Source organism: Flavobacterium pectinovorum, from assembly GCF_022802975.1.
GTDB lineage: Bacteria > Bacteroidota > Bacteroidia > Flavobacteriales > Flavobacteriaceae > Flavobacterium > Flavobacterium pectinovorum_B.
Window position 1 is genome coordinate 42,777 of sequence record NZ_JAFEVZ010000002.1, and the last position, 18,293, is coordinate 61,069.

Below are 18,293 nucleotides of genomic sequence, written 5' to 3' on the forward strand. Positions count from 1 at the left end.
TATCAAAAACTAAAAAAATAATCTGCCAAATCTGCTAAATCTGCGAGAGTAAATTTTTCCCACAGATTTTGCAGATAAAGCAGATCATCAAAAAACAAACAATAATGTTTCAAAAAAAACACCTCTTTTTTATCCTCCTTTTGGCGAGCTTCGTCTCTGCACAAGAAGTCCATAAAAAAGAAACTTTTCAGCCAACATTAGAATCCTCCAAATCGTGGGTGTATTGGTATTGGATGAAATCGGCCTATTCCAAAGCAGGAATCACAGATGATTTAGAAGCAATGAAACAAGCTGGAATTGCAGGTGCGTATTTAATGACCATCAAAGGTCCGGCAAATCCACCATTACTTGATCCGCCGGTTTTACAATTGACTCCCGAATTTTGGGATATGATCCATTGGGCTTTTAAAGAAGCAGATCGTTTAGGTTTGAAACTGGCTTTTCACGGTGCAGACGGTTTTGCTGTTGCAGGAGGTCCGTGGATTACGCCTGAAATGTCAATGCAGAAAGTGGTTTGGTCGACAACTGAAATTTTAGGAGGAAAAAAAGCAGCTTCAAAACTTCCCGTTCCGGAACATTACAAAGACTATTATAAAGACATTGCGACTTTTGCTATTCTGATAAAAGAATATCAAACAACATCACAAATTCAATTGCCAAAAGTTACAACATCAAATAATTCAGATGCTTCGTTTTTGGCAGATCCTAAAAAAGACGAGAACTTTAAATTTGCCGATGCAGGCTGGATTCAGTACGAATTTGCTCAGCCTTTTACCTGCAAATCGATTGTAGTTGAAACCAAAGGGAGAGATTATCAAGCACAGCGTTTAATTGTGGAAGTGAGTGATGACGGAGTTCATTTTAAATTCCACGAAAGACTGATCGCGCCTCGTCACGGCTGGCAGGATATGGATTTCCCAAACACGCATACCATTGTGCCTGTTACGGCAAAATATTTCAGGTTTGTTTATGATCCAAAGGGAACAGAACCAGGTGCAGAAGATTTGGATTTTGCAAAATGGAAACAAAACCTGAAAGTGAGTAAAATTACACTTTCGAATCAGTCTTTGATTAATAATTACGAAGGAAAATCAGGCGCAATTTGGCGTTTGACTCCACAGACTACAGAAAAACAAATACCAAATACTGATGCATTCAAAAAATCAGAAATCATTAATATTTCGAGTTTTGTTGATACTGATGGAAACCTGAACTGGAAAGCACCAAAAGGAAAATGGAAAATTATCCGAATGGGACATACTTCTACCGGACATGAAAATGCAACAGGAGGAGCCGGAAAAGGATTGGAAGTAGATAAATTTAATCCGGAATTGATTCGTTTTCAATTGGATCATTGGTTCGGAGAAGCGGTTCGTTCTGCTGGGCCTGAACTGGCTTCGAAAGTTCTTGAAATCCTGCATTTTGACAGTTGGGAATGCGGAAGCCAAAACTGGTCTTCGGTTTTTCAGGCTGAATTTAAAAAGAGACGTGGCTACGATCTTGTAGATTATCTTCCAGTTATGGCCGGAATTCCGATAGAAAGTGCCGATTTTTCAGAGAAAGTTTTATACGATGTTCGAAAAACAATTGCCGATTTAGTAGCCGATAATTTCTACGGAACTGTCGCTGAAATTGCCAAAGAATACAACGTTAAGTTAAGTTCAGAAAACGTTGCGCCAACCATGATGAGTGATGGTTTGCTGCATTATAAATATGTCGATTATCCGGGCGGTGAATTTTGGCTGAAAAGCCCAACTCATGACAAACCTTTTGATATGGTAGATGCCATTTCGGGTGGACATATTTATGGAAAAGATATTATTCAGGCAGAATCATTTACCGCTTTGCGAATGGATTGGGACGAACATCCGGGAAATCTAAAAACGACAGCAGACCGAAATTATGCTTTAGGAATTAACCGTTTATTTTACCACGTTTTTGTACATAATCCGTGGACAGACAGAAAACCGGGAATGACTTTAGACGATATCGGAACTTTTTTCCAAAGAGACCAAACCTGGTGGAAACCCGGAAAAGCTTGGTTTGATTATTGTCAAAGAGTTCAGTTTCAATTGCAAAAAGGAAAACCGGTAATTGATTTGGCGGTTTTTATTGGAGAAGATTTCCCTTCACGTTCTTTTGTTCCCGATCGATTGGTGCCTTTTATTCCGAATGTATTTGGAAAAGAAAGACTCGAAAGCGAGAAAATCCGTTTGGAAAATGAAGGTCAGCCGACTGCGAAAATGCCGAAAGAAGTTACCTATTCTAAAAATATCACCGATTTATCGCAATGGATTAATCCTCTAAATGGGTATCAGTATGATTCATTCAATGCCGATGTTTTAATCAACAGAGCAAAAGTTCAAAACGGAAAAGTAACTTTTGAGGGCGGAATCGAGTACGGCGCTTTATTCTTTCCGGGAAGTCATAAAATGGCACCAAATAAAATTTTGTCTTTGGCTTCTGCCGAAAAAATATTGCAATTGCTAAAAGACGGAGCGACCATTTTTGTAGATGAAAAACCAAACATTCAGCCGGGAATTCAGTCAGAAGCCGATCAGAAGAAATGGCAGAATGTAATTGATGAAATCTGGAATAACACCAATTCCTCCACATGGAAAATCGGAAAAGGAACAGTTGTAAAATTACCTTATTTAGAGAATGATTTTGCAGAAATTGGAATTACACAAGACATTTATTTTCCAAATTTAAGCAGAGCCGATTCAGAAGCGATTGCGTGGGCGCACCGAAAATCTGACACTGAAGATGTTTATTTTCTGTCCAATCAAAAAGGAGAAAAACGTTCTTTTGAAGCATCGTTTAGAATTTCAGGAAAAGTTCCGCAATGGTATAATCCGGTTACAAATCAAACTTCGGTATTAGCCAATTGGAAAATAGAAAACGGAAGAACAATTGTTTCTTTAACTTTAGATGCCAACGAATCCGGTTTTGTGATTTTTAAAGAAGAAACGAAAGATGTTTTAGCTCAAGGAAAATCTTCTGAATTTGAAAAACTTCAGGTTTTAGATGAAAACTGGGATCTACAATTTGATCCTGAATTCAAAGGTCCGAAAGAAGTGGTAAAAACGAACAAACTTTTTGACTGGAGCACTTCTGAAAATGATCAGATTAAATATTATTCGGGAACTGTGGTTTACAAAAAAGAGTTTATTTGGAAAGGGAAAGATACCAGTAAAATATGGCTTGATTTAGGCGAAATTGTAAATATGGCCGAAGTTTCAATTAACGGAAAAGACTGCGGAACGCTTTGGACTTTTCCTTTTAAAACTGATATTTCACAGGTGTTACAAAAAGGAAAAAACACAATCATAATAAAAGTGACAAATACCTGGGCAAACCGTTTAATAGGCGATCAAAAACTGCCAAAAGAAGAAAGACTAACCTGGACAACAGCACCATTTAGATTAGAAGGAAATCCGTTATTGAAAGCGGGATTATTAGGTCCGGTAAGTATTGTAAAAGAAAAATAAAAGCTAGCCACAGATTAAAGGATTAAAAATGATTACTTAATCTGTGATAAAAGAAAAGAAAAATCAATTGCCTCCAGCTTTAGCTGGAGGTTTCAAAAGATAATAAGATAAGGGCTTTAGCCAAAGAGTTAGTTTGGCTAAAGCCTAAGAAGTTGAAAAATTATAACCTCCAGCTAAAGCTGGAGGCAATTGAAAAAAAATAGCCAAAGATTAAAATTATTCAATGAATATTAACTACAAGTTTAAGAATTATCAAAAGAAATGATCGATGAAAATTCGTGATAAAAGAAAAGTTAGATCAATTGCCTCCAGCTTTAGCTGGAGGTTTAGAAGAAGATAAAAATTGGGCTTTAGCCAAACTAATTATTTGGCTAAAGCCCTAAAAATGAAAATACTTTATGACTTCCAGCTAAAGCTGGAGGCAATTGAAAACAAAAACATCAATAGATTAAAGAATTTCAAGTGATTAATAATCCTTTTTAATTTTTTAATCTGTGGCAAAAAACAAATATAAAATGAGACATTTTAGAAAATCAATTATTGTGCTTCTTTTGATTTTAGGAAGTTTTGAAATGAATGCAAAAATCAAACTACCGGCATTGTTTACTGATAACATGATGTTACAGCAAAAATCGAACGCACCAATTTGGGGCTGGGCAGAAAAGAACGCAAATGTTACCATCAAAACATCATGGAATTCTAAAATCTACAAAGTAAAAGCTGATGCTTCCGGTAAATGGAAAACAGAATTACAAACACCATCATTTGGCGGGCCATTTACAATTGAAGTGAGTGAAGTAAACGAAAAAGTAACCATCAAAAACGTTTTAATTGGTGAAGTCTGGCTTTGTTCAGGACAATCTAATATGGAAATGCCTTTGAAAGGATTTCAGGGACAGCCTGTAAAAAACGGAAATGAAATTATTGTAAGATCCACGAATAAAAACATTCGATTAATTACGATTCCGAGAGCCACAGTTTTAGAACCAAAAGAAGATTTTGAAGGAAAATGGGAAGTTGCATCGCCTAAATCAACTTCAAATTTTAGCGCAACAGCCTGGTATTTTGGTTCGCTTCTACAGGAAGTTTTAGATGTTCCTGTTGGATTGATTCATGTTTCGTATGGTGGTTCAAGTATGGAAGCGTGGATGAATCAGGAAATGCTTAAAGATTTTGCAAGTGCTAAAATTCCGACCACAAAAGAAGAATTGGCCAAAGATCCGAATCGTGTTCCAACGACTTTGTTCAACGGAATGCTTTCGCCGGTTATTGGTTACGGAATCAAAGGCTGTATCTGGTATCAGGGAGAATCAAATTATGAAAGAGCTTCGGAATATACGGCTTTGATGAAAAAAATGGTCAGCAGTTGGAGAGCTTTGTGGAAACAGGGAGATTTCCCTTTTTACTATGCGCAAATCGCACCGTTTAATTATGCTTCATTTCACCCGAAAGATTATTTAGAAAAATACAATTCGGCTTATTTGAGAGAAGCGCAACTCAAAGCTTCGGCAGTAATTCCGAATTCAGGAATGGCAGTTTTAATGGATGTTGGGGAAGAAAATAACATTCACCCAATGGACAAAGAAAAAGGAGGAAACCGACTGGCTTTTCAGGCATTGGCCAGAACCTACGGAATCGAAGGCTTTGAATTTGAAAGCCCAAAATACAAATCGATGGAAATAAAAGACGGTTCAGTTACCGTTTCTTTTGATAATGTTGAAAACGGAATAACGGCTTACGACAAAGAAGTTACCGGCTTTGAATTGGCGGGAGAAGATAAAATTTTCTATCCAGCTAAAACGGTTGTGAGAAGAAAATCAGTAGTTCTGACTTCGGATAAAGTTGCCAAACCTGTAGCGATTCGCTATTTGTTTAAAGATTTTGTAAAAGCAGAATTGTTTAGTGGAGGCGGTTTGCCGGTTTCTTCGTTTAGAACTGATGAGTGGTAATACACGGTATCTCCTGCAAGGTTTTCAAAACCTTGTAGGTGTGGGTTGTAGTATGAGTTTAACGTCTAGTTTCATTTCGACGAAGGAGAAATCTTCGCGAGTAACTCGACAAAGATTTGAACCTGGCATGATGATTGTTTGGGACGCTTAATTTATAAATCTCGCAGATTTGACAGATTTAGGAGATAAAAATAAATCTGCTTAATCAGCAAAATCTGCGAGAGAAAATTAAAAATAGATATCTACAAGGTTTTGAAAACCTTGCAGGAAAGAAAACGATGAAAAATAATATACTATTAATACTTCTCTTCACTACGTTTTGCATCAAAGCGCAAATACCTGTGCTCAATAATTATAATCAAATCTGGACAACTCAAAGTAACAATTCATCCGAATCAATGCCTTTGGGAGGTGGGGATATTGGTATGAATGTTTGGGTAGAGAAAGGCGATTTGTATTTTTATTTTTCGCGAAGCGGAACTTTCGATGAACATAATACATTATTGAAATTAGGTCGTGTAAAAGTGACTTTAACTCCGAATCCGTTTGAGGGTGCAGCAGGTTTTTATCAGGAATTAAAATTGAAAGACGGTTACGTTTTGGTTGGACAAAATAATACCAAAATCAAACTTTGGGTAGATGTTTTTAAACCGATTATCCATGTCGATTTAGAAAGTAAAAATTCGTTACAAATGACAGCTTCTTATGAAAGCTGGCGTCATCAAAACCGTATTTCAAAAGGAAAAGAAAACAATGCCAATTCTTATAAATGGGCACCTCAGGGAGACCTTATCAATTTTAAAGATTCGATTGCTTTTGAGAATAACGGAATTAAATTCTATCACAGAAATCGCCAACAAACCGTTTTTGAGGTGGCGGTAAAACAGCAGAAAATGGAATCGGTTAAAGATCAAATGCTGAATCCGATTGCCAATTTAACTTTTGGCGGATTTATGAAAGGCGAGAATCTAAAACCGGACGGGAATTATCTTGGAAAATACCAGTCTGCCGATTTTAAAGGTTTTACGTTATCAAGTATTAAACCTTCAAAAAAACATTCATTAGAAATTTATTTAAACACTAATCAATCTGATGTTGAAACTTGGGATAGCGGATTAAAAAGTTTGATTGCTGAAAATAAAAACACAGCCAGACAAGCCGAAAAAAACACGATAAAATGGTGGAATAATTTCTGGAATCGCAGTTTTATTTATACGCAAAAAAATCAATCTATTGAAAAGGATTCGGTGTATCAAATCGGGCAGAATTATCAGCTATTCAGATACATGCTAGGATGCAATGCCTACGGAAAATATCCAACCAAATTTAATGGCGGATTGTTTACAGTTGATCCTGTTTTTACTAATAAAGATCTGAATTTTACCCCCGATTTCAGGAATTGGGGAGGCGGAACCATGACCGCTCAAAACCAGCGATTGGTTTATTTTCCGATGGTAAAAAGTGGTGATTTTGATATGATGAAATCGCAATTGGATTATTATTTGAGTCTTCAAAAAAATGCCGAATTGCGTTCGCAGGTTTATTGGAAACACGGTGGAGCTTCTTTTACAGAGCAATTGGAAAATTTCGGACTGCCCAATCCTGCAGAATACGAATGGAAACGCCCAGCCGATTATGATCCGGGAATGGAATACAATGCCTGGCTGGAATACGAATGGGACACGGTTTTTGAGTTTTGTCAAATGATGCTGCAACAGAAAGAATTTGCCGGCGAAGACATTCAGAAATACAATCCGTTTATCATCAGCTGTCTTCGTTTTTTTGACGAACATTATCAATATCTTGCAAAGCAACGAGGAAGAAAAGCATTAGATGGCAACGGACACTTGATACTTTATCCGGGTTCTGGTGCTGAAACTTACAAAATGGCGAACAATGCCAACAGTACGATTTCGGCTTTGACGGTAATTACTGAACAGCTTTTAAACCTTTCGGTGAAAGAATTGTCCAAAGAAGATACTGAATATTTAGAAGGTTTTCAAAAACGAATTCCGCCTTTGAATTTTAGAATTTTTGACGGACATCAGACATTGGCTCCGGCAAAAACCTGGGAGCGTATCAATAATTCCGAAGCCCCGCAATTGTATCCCGTGTATCCGTGGGGAATTTACGGCATTGGAAAACCTGATTTTCAAACCGCTTTGAATACCTGGGAATATGATACAGATGCTATTAAATTCAGAAGTCATATTGGATGGAAACAGGACAATATTTTTTCGGCTCGTTTGGGTTTAACGGAAGAAGCAGCAAAATACAATTTGCTAAAAATGTCCAATTCGGATAGAAGATTCCCTGCCTTTTGGGGACCGGGATTTGACTGGGTTCCGGATCATAACTGGGGAGGTTCCGGAATGATTGGCATGCAGGAAATGCTTTTGCAGGAAGCCGATGGGAAAATCTATCTTTTTCCGGCCTGGCCAAAAGACTGGAATGTGCATTTTAAATTACATGCCAAACATAATACTACAGTTGAAGCTCAACTCATAAATGGTGAGATGAAAGTTCTAAAAGTAATTCCGGAAGAAAGGAAAAAAGATATTGTGAATATGCTCAGTAATTAGAAATAATCTTATCAAAGAAGACTAATAAAGTTAGCCACAGATTAAAGGATTTTCACAGATTGGAAAATATCAAAAAAAGTAAAAATCTGCTTAAATTATTTTAAATCTGCGTGAAAAAAATAGCACGCAGATTTGAGAAGATCATCGCAGATTATAAGTTGTTTAAAAATCTTTTTAATCTGTGGCAAAAAATAATTAAGGGAAATTAAATTAAAAGAAAAATGATAAAGAAATTAGCGGGCGTTTATGCTTTGGCAATGCTTTTGACAGCAAATGGGCAGGCACAGAATACCGAAAAACAGATTGTAAAAGTCGATTTTGATTTTGCAGGAAGAAGACTTGATGAAGTGCATGACCCTAATTATGAATCTTGGGTAATTAGTGAACAAAAAGAAGCCGATAAATCATTTAACGGATTAAACTTTAAATTAAAAGGAAATTTTAATTCAAAATGGTACAAGCTAGGAATGAGTGCACCTTTCTATAGCAGATTGGCAAGCGATGGTTTGGTTACGGCTGAAAATTTGGAATTGAAAATCATCGGATTAAAAGAAGGAAAACATACGCTTTTGACTTTTCATAATGCTTTTGATGTGATTACCGGAAAGACTTTTTCTCCAATCAAAATCTATGTTAATGGAAAACTGGAAGAAACCGTAAACGCAAGCCAGAGAGCCAATGCGAAAATCGATGCTTCGATGGTGTATATTAATTTTACTGCCGAAAAAGGAAAAGACGTAATTGTTCGTTTTGAAATAGATCCAACCACAAATCCTGATGTTGTCAAACAAATTGTCATCAATGGTTTTGAAATTGATACACCAAATTTGATGAATCAGGCACGTACACCAAAACCGGAAAACAGAGACGAACATGTTGAAGTGAATAAAAAATTGGAGTTAACCTGGGACGCCTCAAAAAATGCAGTGGCACATCAATTGTATTTTGGTGAAGACGAAAATGATGTGGCGAAAGCAAATGAAAATGCTACAGCATACAAAGGAAAATTGACTCAAAATAAATTTGAAGTTTCGAATTTATACAGTGGTTCTACCTATTATTGGAGAGTAGATGCTATTGACAATAAAGGAACGGTAACTCCGGGTAATGTTTGGTCTTTTAGACCTGCACAATTGGCATTCGTTGGGGCGGAAGGATATGGGCGATATGCCATTGGAGGTCGTGGCGGAAAAGTAGTTGAAGTAACCAATTTGAACGATGACGGCCCGGGAAGTTTGCGTGATGCTATCAATCAGGAAATTGGACCGAGAACCATTGTTTTTAATGTATCGGGTAATATCAAACTAGAATCAAGATTGGTTGCGAATCAACCGAATATAACTATTGCGGGTCAAACAGCACCTGGCGAAGGAATTACCATAAGTAGAGCACCAATAGGATTGACTGGAAATGATGGAATTGTCCGTTTTTTGAAAGTGCGAATTGGAGGAGGTAGAACCTTTGACGGTATGGGATTGACGGGCGCTAATTACAGTATTATTGATCATTGTTCGATTAGTTGGACTATTGATGAATCCTTTAGTTCTCGTGGCGCACATCATATTACGTTACAGCGTACCTTGATTTCTGAAGCATTAAATGTGGCAGGCCATCATAAATATGCAGAAGGGAAAATGCACGGATATGCGGCAACTATTGGTGGCGATATTGGAAGTTTTCATCACAATTTACTGGCTCACAACGAAGGGAGAAACTGGAGTATCGGTGGAGGTTTAAATGGAGATGGCTATTATTCAGGAAAAGTAGATATCCGTAATAATGTCGTTTACAATTGGGGACATCGTGCTACAGACGGAGGAGCGAGTGAAGTTAATTTTGTCAATAATTATTACAAACCAGGAGCCTCAACTAAAATTTTTGTGGCTTTGAATGCTCAAATTGAAGGTGTTGGAAAAGGAAAGCAACAGTATTATTTTGATGGAAACGTAATGCCGGGTTATTTTGATGAAAAAAATCAGGATAAAGGCAGAAAATTCACCTTATCTAATAAGGCAACTGCGGATTATGAGGTGTTTTTGCCAAAACCATTTTTCGAATCTTTTGTAAACACACAATCGGCTACTGCAGCTTATAAAAATGTACTTTCGGATATAGGAGCGAATCAACCATTCTTCGATAAACATGATAAGAGAATTGTAGATGAAACTTTAAAAGGAACTTATACTTTTAAAGGAAGTAAAAGTGGTTTAGCAGGGCTAATCGATAACGAGCAAGATGCAGGAGGTTTCCCGGATTTTGCTAATGAAACCCGTCCTGCCGATTGGGATACGGATCATGATGGATTACCAAATTGGTGGGAAAAAGCGTTTGGCTTAAACGAAAATTCGAAGGTCGGAGATTTTTCAGATGCGAATCAAGATACCGATAAAGATGGATTTACGCAGTTGGATAATTATTTAGACTGGTTGGCACAGCCTCATTATTTTGTAAATTCTGGTAAAAAAACAAGTTTGACTGTAGCAGATTTTTTCAAAGGATATGAGAAAAAACCGGTTTATACTTTTTCGGAAGTTAAAAATGGTAAAGTTGTTTTGAAAGGTAAAGAAATTCAGTTTACGGCAGGCGAAAAAGGATTCGCATCTTTCATCGTAACCGTAAAAGATGCTGATGGAGATTCAATGAGCCGTACAATTAATTTCTTCGTAAAATAAAAAAGGGTTTCACGCAGATTCAAACAGATTCAAGCAGATCTGTACAGATTTTTTAATAGTTAGAATCAAAAATAAATCTGCTCTAATCTGTCTAAATCTGCGTGAAAAACTAGCAAACTTATTAAAAAATCCGTTTTATCCGTGTCTTGCGATAGCAATCCGTATAATCTGCGTTCCATTCAAACTATTTGAATTAAAAAAAATATAAAATGAAAAAGAACATCATTCTATTATCAGCAGTACTTTTTTCAACAGCTTTTGTGGCTCAGAACAAAGGTTTGATTGCCAATTCTGAAAGCCCTTATTCTAAATTACAGAGCGTAGGCTTGCAGGATGTAAAATGGACAAACGGTTTCTGGAAAGAACAATTTGATGTAGAAACCAAAAACACATTGCCGTATATGTGGGATTTGTATCATAACGACGAGGTTTCGCACGCTTATAAAAACTTCGAAATTGCAGCGGGAGAAAGTAAAGGAACTTTTAAAGGCCCATCTTTTCACGATGGAGATTTTTATAAGATTTTTGAAGGAATGGCTGCGACCTATGCCGTAACCAAAGACAAGAAACTCGATGCCGAAATGGACAAAGCTATTGCGCTTTTTGCCAAAACACAACGCAAGGACGGTTATTTGCACACGCCAGTTTTAATTGATGAACGCTGGGGAACTTTGGGCCCTGAAGAAGTAAAGAAACAATTGGGTTTCGAGAAATACAATATGGGACATTTGATGACGGCAGCCTGTATTCATTATCGTGCGACAGGAAAAACGAATTTTTTGAATATTGGAAAAGGAGTTGCAGATTTCTTGTATGATTTCTACAAAAAAGCATCACCAGAATTAGCCCGAAACGCTATTTGTCCGTCACATTATATGGGAATTGTCGAAATGTACCGAACGACTAAAAATTCAAAATACCTGGAATTAGCCAATAATCTAATCGATATTAGAGGAACCACCGATGATGGAACCGATGACAATCAGGACAGGATTCCGTTCAGGCAGCAAACCACTGCAATGGGTCACGCTGTAAGAGCGAATTACCTTTATGCCGGAGTAGCCGATTTGTATGCCGAAACAGGAGAGAAAAAATTACTGGATAATCTGGAATCAATTTGGGATGATGTAACGTATAGAAAAATGTACATTACAGGTGCTTGTGGTTCTTTGTATGACGGTGTTTCGCCGGATGGGACTTCATACAATCCAACCGATGTTCAAAAAATTCATCAGGCATACGGAAGACCTTTTCAATTACCAAATGCTACGGCTCACACTGAAACTTGTGCCAATATTGGAAATGTGTTGTGGAACTGGAGAATGCTTCAGATTACAGGTGATGCGAAATATGCGGATATTGTAGAATTGGCATTGTACAATAGTGTGTTATCAGGAATTAGTTTAGAAGGAAGGGAATTCTTTTATAACAATCCATTGAATGTTTCGAAAGATTTGCCTTTTAAACAAAGATGGAGCAAAGAACGTGAAGGCTATATCGCCTTGTCAAATTGTTGTGCACCCAACGTAACCAGAACCATTGCTGAGGTAAGTAATTACGCTTATAATTTCTCAAAAGAAGGATTGTATGTGAATTTATACGGAAGCAATAGTCTGAATTCAACTACGCTTTCAGGAGAAAAAATTGAGATCGAACAACAAACCAATTATCCTTGGGATGGAAAAGTCACTTTGAAAATTGTAAAAGCACCGAAAGATATTTATTCTTTTTTATTGAGAATTCCGGGCTGGAGCCAGGGAACTAAAATTACAATTAATGGTAAAAAAGTTGATGATTCAATTGCCTCTGGAACTTATTATAAAATTATCCGAAAATGGACAAAAGGAGATGTTATCGAATTGAATATCCCAATGCCGGTCGAATTGATGCAGGCGAATCCATTGGTAGAAGAAGTAAAAAATCAGGTGGCTGTAAAAAGAGGTCCAATTGTATATTGCCTGGAATCGAATGAACTTCCGGAGAATGTGAAAGTGAATGATGTTATTTTGGATTTGAATTCTAAATTCACTACAGATTTTATTAAAATTGATAACAGAGAATTATTAAGTATAACTGCCAGTTCGTCAAGTACTCCGGATAATTCCTGGGATAAAAAATTGTACAAACCTATTTCGACAAAAGACAACAAACAATACAGTATCAAATTAATTCCTTATTTTGCGTGGGGAAATCACGGAAAAGGCGAAATGTCTGTGTGGTTATCGCATTAAAATCATGTTAATTTACCATATAAGTCATATAAGTTTCTATTGTATAATGTCTAAAAACTTAAATGAACTTATTTTTACTTTATTTTAATCAAAATAGTAAAAGAGAATCTTATATGACTTATATGTTGAAAAATAAAAATCTATGAAATACATCTTAACTCTTTTACTGGCTTTTAATTTTATTATAGTATCAGCTCAAACTACCGACAATCGTTTTGAATTAACCGTTGCACAGGACGGTTCCGGAGATTTTAAAACCATTCAGGAGGCGATTAATAAAGTGAGAGATCATGCTGAAAAGCGAGTGATTATTACCATCAAGTCTGGTATTTATAATGAAAAAGTGGTCATTCCTTCTTTTAAAAGAAACATAACTTTAAAAGGTTTGGATAGAGAAAAAACGGTTATTTCATATAATGATTATTCCGGGAAACTTTTTCGTGGAATCGATGTTACCGGAGATGCTAAATTCAGTACCTATACCTCTTATACTTTATTGGTTCAGGGAAACGATTGTTCTGTAGAAAATCTGACTGTAGAAAATACATCCGGAAGAGTAGGTCAGGCAGTGGCTTTGCATACCGAAGGCGATCGGATTTCAGTAAAAAACTGTTCCATTTTAGGAAATCAGGATACGTTGTATTTGGCCAAAGGAGGAACCCGAAATTATTTTGAAAACTGTCATATTAATGGTACTGTAGATTTTATTTTTGGAGCAGCAACCGCTTATTTTTACAATTGTACGATTGAAAGTTTAAGTAATTCGTATGTAACGGCAGCATCAACGTATCAACAAGATAAATATGGATTTGTATTTGTAGATTGTAAACTTACTGCAAAAGACACTGCTGTAAATCAGGTTTTTCTTGGACGTCCGTGGCGGCCTTATGCGCAAACGGTTTTTATCAATACAGAATTAGGTTCGCATATTGTTCCCGAAGGCTGGAATCCGTGGAAAGGCGATAAAAATTTCCCGGATAAAGAAAAAACAGTTTATTATGCAGAATTAGGCAGTAAAGGAGAAGGAGCAAAAGATTTGTCTAAAAGAGTTTCATGGTCGCACCAGTTAAAAAAATCCGATCTTAAAAAATACAGCCAGGATAAAGTATTGAATGGCTGGAATCCTAAATTATAACATCTGCAGCAATTGTTTTTTTGACCGGTAGTTTTTAAGCTCATTATTAGTTTTAAATCTAAGGAGTCCTAACGACTTCCAAAGGTTTTTTTGTACCTGTAAAGATCAGAAGTATATCTCAAAATTACTTATGGATCTTTGATACAGATTTTTACCAAACCTTTTAAAACTTACATTAAGTGGTACTCATTTCAGACTGCTTAAAGATAAGGATAAGTAAAGACAGGTTTTAACACAATGAAAAAATAGCAAAAGCCAATCTTGTGCCTGAATATAATTGGTTTATGAAGAATTCTACTCTTATAAATTCGAAAATGGAAATAAAATGCATTAATATTTAATAAGAATTTACTTATTTAAAGTTATTTTGTTTCAATTTTTTTAATTTTTTTTAATTTTTTTTTCAGTTGTCCAAAACATCATTTTTTGTAAGATTTTTAACTGAAAGAAATCGATTTCCTACATTGTTTTGATCTGAAAAAGTTGCACATTATTACTTTTTTTCCAGTCTGTTTTATTAAACCACCTGATTTTTAGGCATTTTTTCTTACTTATTTTGTTCGTATCTTGTTATATTCAAAATTTGCCCCTTTTTTTTGGTATAACATTATTTTGTCTTACATTTTTTTGCTGATATAGTTTTTTTATTGGTTTTTTTTTAACGATAATTTTGGAGCAGGACACTACAGGACAGTTGTGGTTTTCAATCATTATATTTTTGAAATCGAGTAATAAATGTATTTTTAACGTTTAAAATTCTGCAGGCATTTAACAGCCCAAAAAATGCAGCTTTTTCTTTAAAAAAATAGAATACGTTTTTTATAACTAAACTAACCTAACTATTAATCTAACTAAATCAAAGATTTATGAAACAAGCACTTATAAAAAGATGTAGTTTTATTTTGTTTGCATTGATGAGCATTGTCACTTATGCTCAAACTGCAAACAGTCAAATTAAGATCACAGGTACTGTTACTGATCCCACAGGTTTACTTATACCTGGAGTAAACGTAACTGAAAAATCTACCAAAAACTCTGTAAGTACAGATTTTAGTGGTAGGTATGAAATTAATGTAAAGCCTGGTGCAACATTAGTTTTTTCTTTTATTGGGATGAAGAAAATGGAAATTCCTTTAAACGGGCGTACTAATCTTAACGCTAAACTACAGGAAGATTCTAATGTATTGAATGAAATTGTAGTTGTGGGTTATGGATCTCAGAAGAAAGATAGAATAACGGGTGCGATAGCAACTATTAAACCAGAGGATGTTCAGGATTTACCTACTACTAGTTTATCTGAGTCTCTAAGAGGTTTAGTTCCAGGTGTAGCAGTTCTTGATGGGGGCAGAAGACCTGGAGATCTAGCTAGTATACAAATTCGTCAAACTTTTAGTTTCTCTAAAGATGGAGGTTATACGCATCCCTTGGTTGTTATAGATGATATGGTTCAGGTCGACCCTGAAACCGGGAAGCCTACGATGGAAACATTTAATCTTTTGGACCCTACTGAAGTCGAAAGTATTACGATTTTGAAAGATGCTTCTGCTGCTATTTATGGTTCTCGTGCTTCTCAGGGAGCAATTGTAGTAAAAACCAAAAGAGGTAAGGTTGGACAGGCAAAATTTTCATACCAACAGCAATTTGCTGTAAATGATGCTATTAGCCACAGTAAAGTGATGAATGCTCATGAATTTGGTGTTTTTGCTAATCGTTTCATGACAGATAAAAATTTAACAAATGCAGGCGCAAACCTTTATTCAGAAGCGGAATTAAATGAAATGAAAGGTTTAAATTATAATTGGTTGGATAAAGCATGGAAACCGGCTACCCAGATAAAACATGCATTGAATGTGTCTGGAGGTACAGAAAAGGCAACCTACTTTGCTGGTGCTACTTATTTGGATCAGGGTGCTAATTTAGGTAACCAGGATTATAATAAATGGACTTTCCGTACTGGTATTACGGCTAAAATTTCCAGTTCATTAGATTTTGCTGCAACTGTATCGGCTAACACTACAAGTGTGGAAAAATCATATGTAAAATCAGTTACTTTAAATGATGGAAGTTATGGTTCACAAGCTGGTGGTGAAAGATTAGATTACGGTGTGTTATTGCATATGCCACAGTATATTCCATGGGAAACTACCGTAAATGGACAAAATTATTATATGTCTCCAATTCCGCGTACAGACCGTAATATGGGGAGTGCGAATATAAATAATAATATAGCCGGATGGAATTATTTTGCCACATTAGACAATGGGTCTAAATCTGTTAATGAAGACTTTTCATACAATGTGAATTTGTCATTGAATTATAAAGTTCCTTTTGTAAAAGGATTATCAGTAAAAGGTTCTTATGCCAGGGTACAATATTCCGAGAATGCTGAACAAGTACAATTGCCATATACTTTAGCCCGAAGTACAAATTATTATACTCAGGGTAATCACTTGGTGAGACCAGGAACAAGTGTAGGAGCAAATGCTACTTATTCTATTGATACGAATATCCGTAATGCCAGAGTACTTTATGATAATAATATGAGTAGTAGCGTACAGACTAACTTTTTTGCTAATTATGACAGAACATTTGACAATCATGAGATTGGAGCGATGTTTTCTGTTGAGCGTTCAGAAAATGAATCCAAAAATACTCGTTTGTATTATGAAAACACCGGAGCTGATTATGCAGGAACGCATCATACAGCCGGAACATTAACACCTGCACATTCTTACTCTACAAGAGGAGAAAATGGTACAATGTCATATTTGGGACGTGTAAATTATGCATACAAATCTAAATATTTGATGACATTGCTTTTTAGAACTGATGCTTCTACTAAGTTTGCACCTGAAAATTATTGGGGATTTTTCCCTTCTGCACAATTCGGATGGGTTACATCAAAAGAAGATTGGTTTACGGAAGCACTTCCTGGTGTTGACTTCTTTAAAATTAGATATTCGATCGGAAAAACCGGAAAAGATAACATAAATCCGTGGAGATGGTTAAAATTATATGATATTAAAACAGATCAAGGCTGGCAATTTGGACCAGCTGGAGGATCTCTTGGATCAGGTCTTACACCGAGAGTGGATCCTAATCGTAATGTTGGATGGGATACAACGATTAAACACAATTTAGGTTTTGATGTAAATGTATTGAAAAACAGATTGCAGATGAACTTTGATTTTTACTATGACAGAACTACGGATATGTTAACTAAAATTACGGAGACTGTTGGAGTTCCAATCTCAGTAGGAGGTGGATTTGCTGAAGAAAATTATGCTGCTGTTGATGCATGGGGAACGGAAGTAAGCCTTAATTGGAGTGATAAAATTAAAGACAATTTTCAGTATAATGTTGGTGTGAATTTTGGTTTTTCTAATAATGAGGTGAAGAGATACCCTGAATTGGCATTGGCTCATCCATCTAGTAATCAGGAGATTGCAGGCAGGTCGCTTTTCTTCCCTGAATGGGGGTTCAGAACATGGAAAGGAACTTCTACTGGAGATGGTATTTTAAGAACTGATGCAGATATTCTAAACTATTGGAATTATTTGACTGAACGAGCTACTGCGGTTGGAGGAGCCCCTAGTTATATGAATATAAACCAAATGTCGGGTATGCGTAAAGGTATGTTAGCTTACCAGGATTTAGGAGGTCAGTTTAGTTCAGCAACAGGAACTCAGGCAGGCCCTGACGGGATAATTGACCGAGATGGTCTGGATTATGCTAAATTGGCTAATTCAAGCAGAACTTATGGTTTTACAACTAACCTAGGTGTAAAATACAAAGGGTTTTATGCCCGTACACAAATAGCTACGTCGTGGGGAGGAATTCGTTTGGTTGATATGGTTAATCAGAATACAGGTACAACGCATAACATGTGGGCTCGTGAAACTTTTTGGAATGATATGTATGCAGAAGATAACGTTGATGGAAAGTATCCAAGCGCAGCTTTTCTTGAGAACAATGGTAAACCTTCTGATTTCTGGATGTTAGATACATTCCGTTGCACAGTTAGAAATTTAACTGTAGGATATGGTTTGCCGTCTGATTTATTAAAAAGCTTAAATATTTCAAGTTTGACTATTGGAGTAACAGGAAATAATTTATGGGATTTATATAATCCATACCCGGATAAGTACAGAAATATGTATGATAATTCTTCTGTCCCTTATCCAACATTAAGAACTTGGGCTATTAACTTTAATGTCTCATTCTAATTTTAAC

7 protein-coding genes are annotated in these 18,293 nt (G+C 36.1%); all 7 read left to right on the top strand.

Translation table 11 applies throughout. From position 1 onward, the window contains the following. Positions 1–104 precede the first annotated feature (104 nt). Complete coding sequence (locus FLV_RS02805; RefSeq protein ID WP_243230576.1) at positions 105–3,491, top strand: glycosyl hydrolase; 3,387 nt, start codon at positions 105–107, stop codon at positions 3,489–3,491. 515 nt (positions 3,492–4,006) lie between these two features. Next, positions 4,007–5,440, top strand: coding sequence for a sialate O-acetylesterase (locus FLV_RS02810; protein ID WP_243230577.1), 1,434 nt, complete (start codon positions 4,007–4,009; stop codon positions 5,438–5,440). 278 nt (positions 5,441–5,718) lie between these two features. Continuing rightward, positions 5,719–8,022: a DUF5703 domain-containing protein gene (locus tag FLV_RS02815; RefSeq protein ID WP_243230579.1), complete on the top strand. Its 2,304-nt coding sequence runs from the start codon at positions 5,719–5,721 to the stop codon at positions 8,020–8,022. Between the two features lie 221 nt (positions 8,023–8,243). Next, on the top strand, positions 8,244–10,694 hold the full coding sequence (locus FLV_RS02820) for a polysaccharide lyase family 1 protein (protein WP_243230580.1): 2,451 nt from the start codon (positions 8,244–8,246) through the stop codon (positions 10,692–10,694). A 209-nt stretch (positions 10,695–10,903) separates the two neighbouring features. After that, positions 10,904–12,925 (top strand): glycoside hydrolase family 127 protein, encoded by a 2,022-nt coding sequence (locus FLV_RS02825; protein WP_243230581.1) that lies wholly within the window; start codon positions 10,904–10,906, stop codon positions 12,923–12,925. Between the two features lie 142 nt (positions 12,926–13,067). Further along, positions 13,068–14,060, top strand: a complete 993-nt coding sequence (locus FLV_RS02830) for a pectinesterase family protein (protein WP_243230582.1) — start codon at positions 13,068–13,070, stop codon at positions 14,058–14,060. Positions 14,061–14,926: 866 nt separating this feature from the next. Next, on the top strand, positions 14,927–18,286 hold the full coding sequence (locus tag FLV_RS02835; protein ID WP_243230585.1) for a SusC/RagA family TonB-linked outer membrane protein: 3,360 nt from the start codon (positions 14,927–14,929) through the stop codon (positions 18,284–18,286). Positions 18,287–18,293 lie beyond the last annotated feature (7 nt).

What these genes read in the sequence shown, in the direction of transcription:
- FLV_RS02805 (WP_243230576.1), top strand. Translation starts at nt 105, where the DNA reads ATGTTTCAAAAAAAACACCTCTTTTTTATCCTCCTTTTGGCGAGCTTC.
- FLV_RS02810 (WP_243230577.1), top strand. Translation starts at nt 4,007, where the DNA reads ATGAGACATTTTAGAAAATCAATTATTGTGCTTCTTTTGATTTTAGGA.
- FLV_RS02815 (WP_243230579.1), top strand. Translation starts at nt 5,719, where the DNA reads ATGAAAAATAATATACTATTAATACTTCTCTTCACTACGTTTTGCATC.
- FLV_RS02820 (WP_243230580.1), top strand. Translation starts at nt 8,244, where the DNA reads ATGATAAAGAAATTAGCGGGCGTTTATGCTTTGGCAATGCTTTTGACA.
- FLV_RS02825 (WP_243230581.1), top strand. Translation starts at nt 10,904, where the DNA reads ATGAAAAAGAACATCATTCTATTATCAGCAGTACTTTTTTCAACAGCT.
- FLV_RS02830 (WP_243230582.1), top strand. Translation starts at nt 13,068, where the DNA reads ATGAAATACATCTTAACTCTTTTACTGGCTTTTAATTTTATTATAGTA.
- FLV_RS02835 (WP_243230585.1), top strand. Translation starts at nt 14,927, where the DNA reads ATGAAACAAGCACTTATAAAAAGATGTAGTTTTATTTTGTTTGCATTG.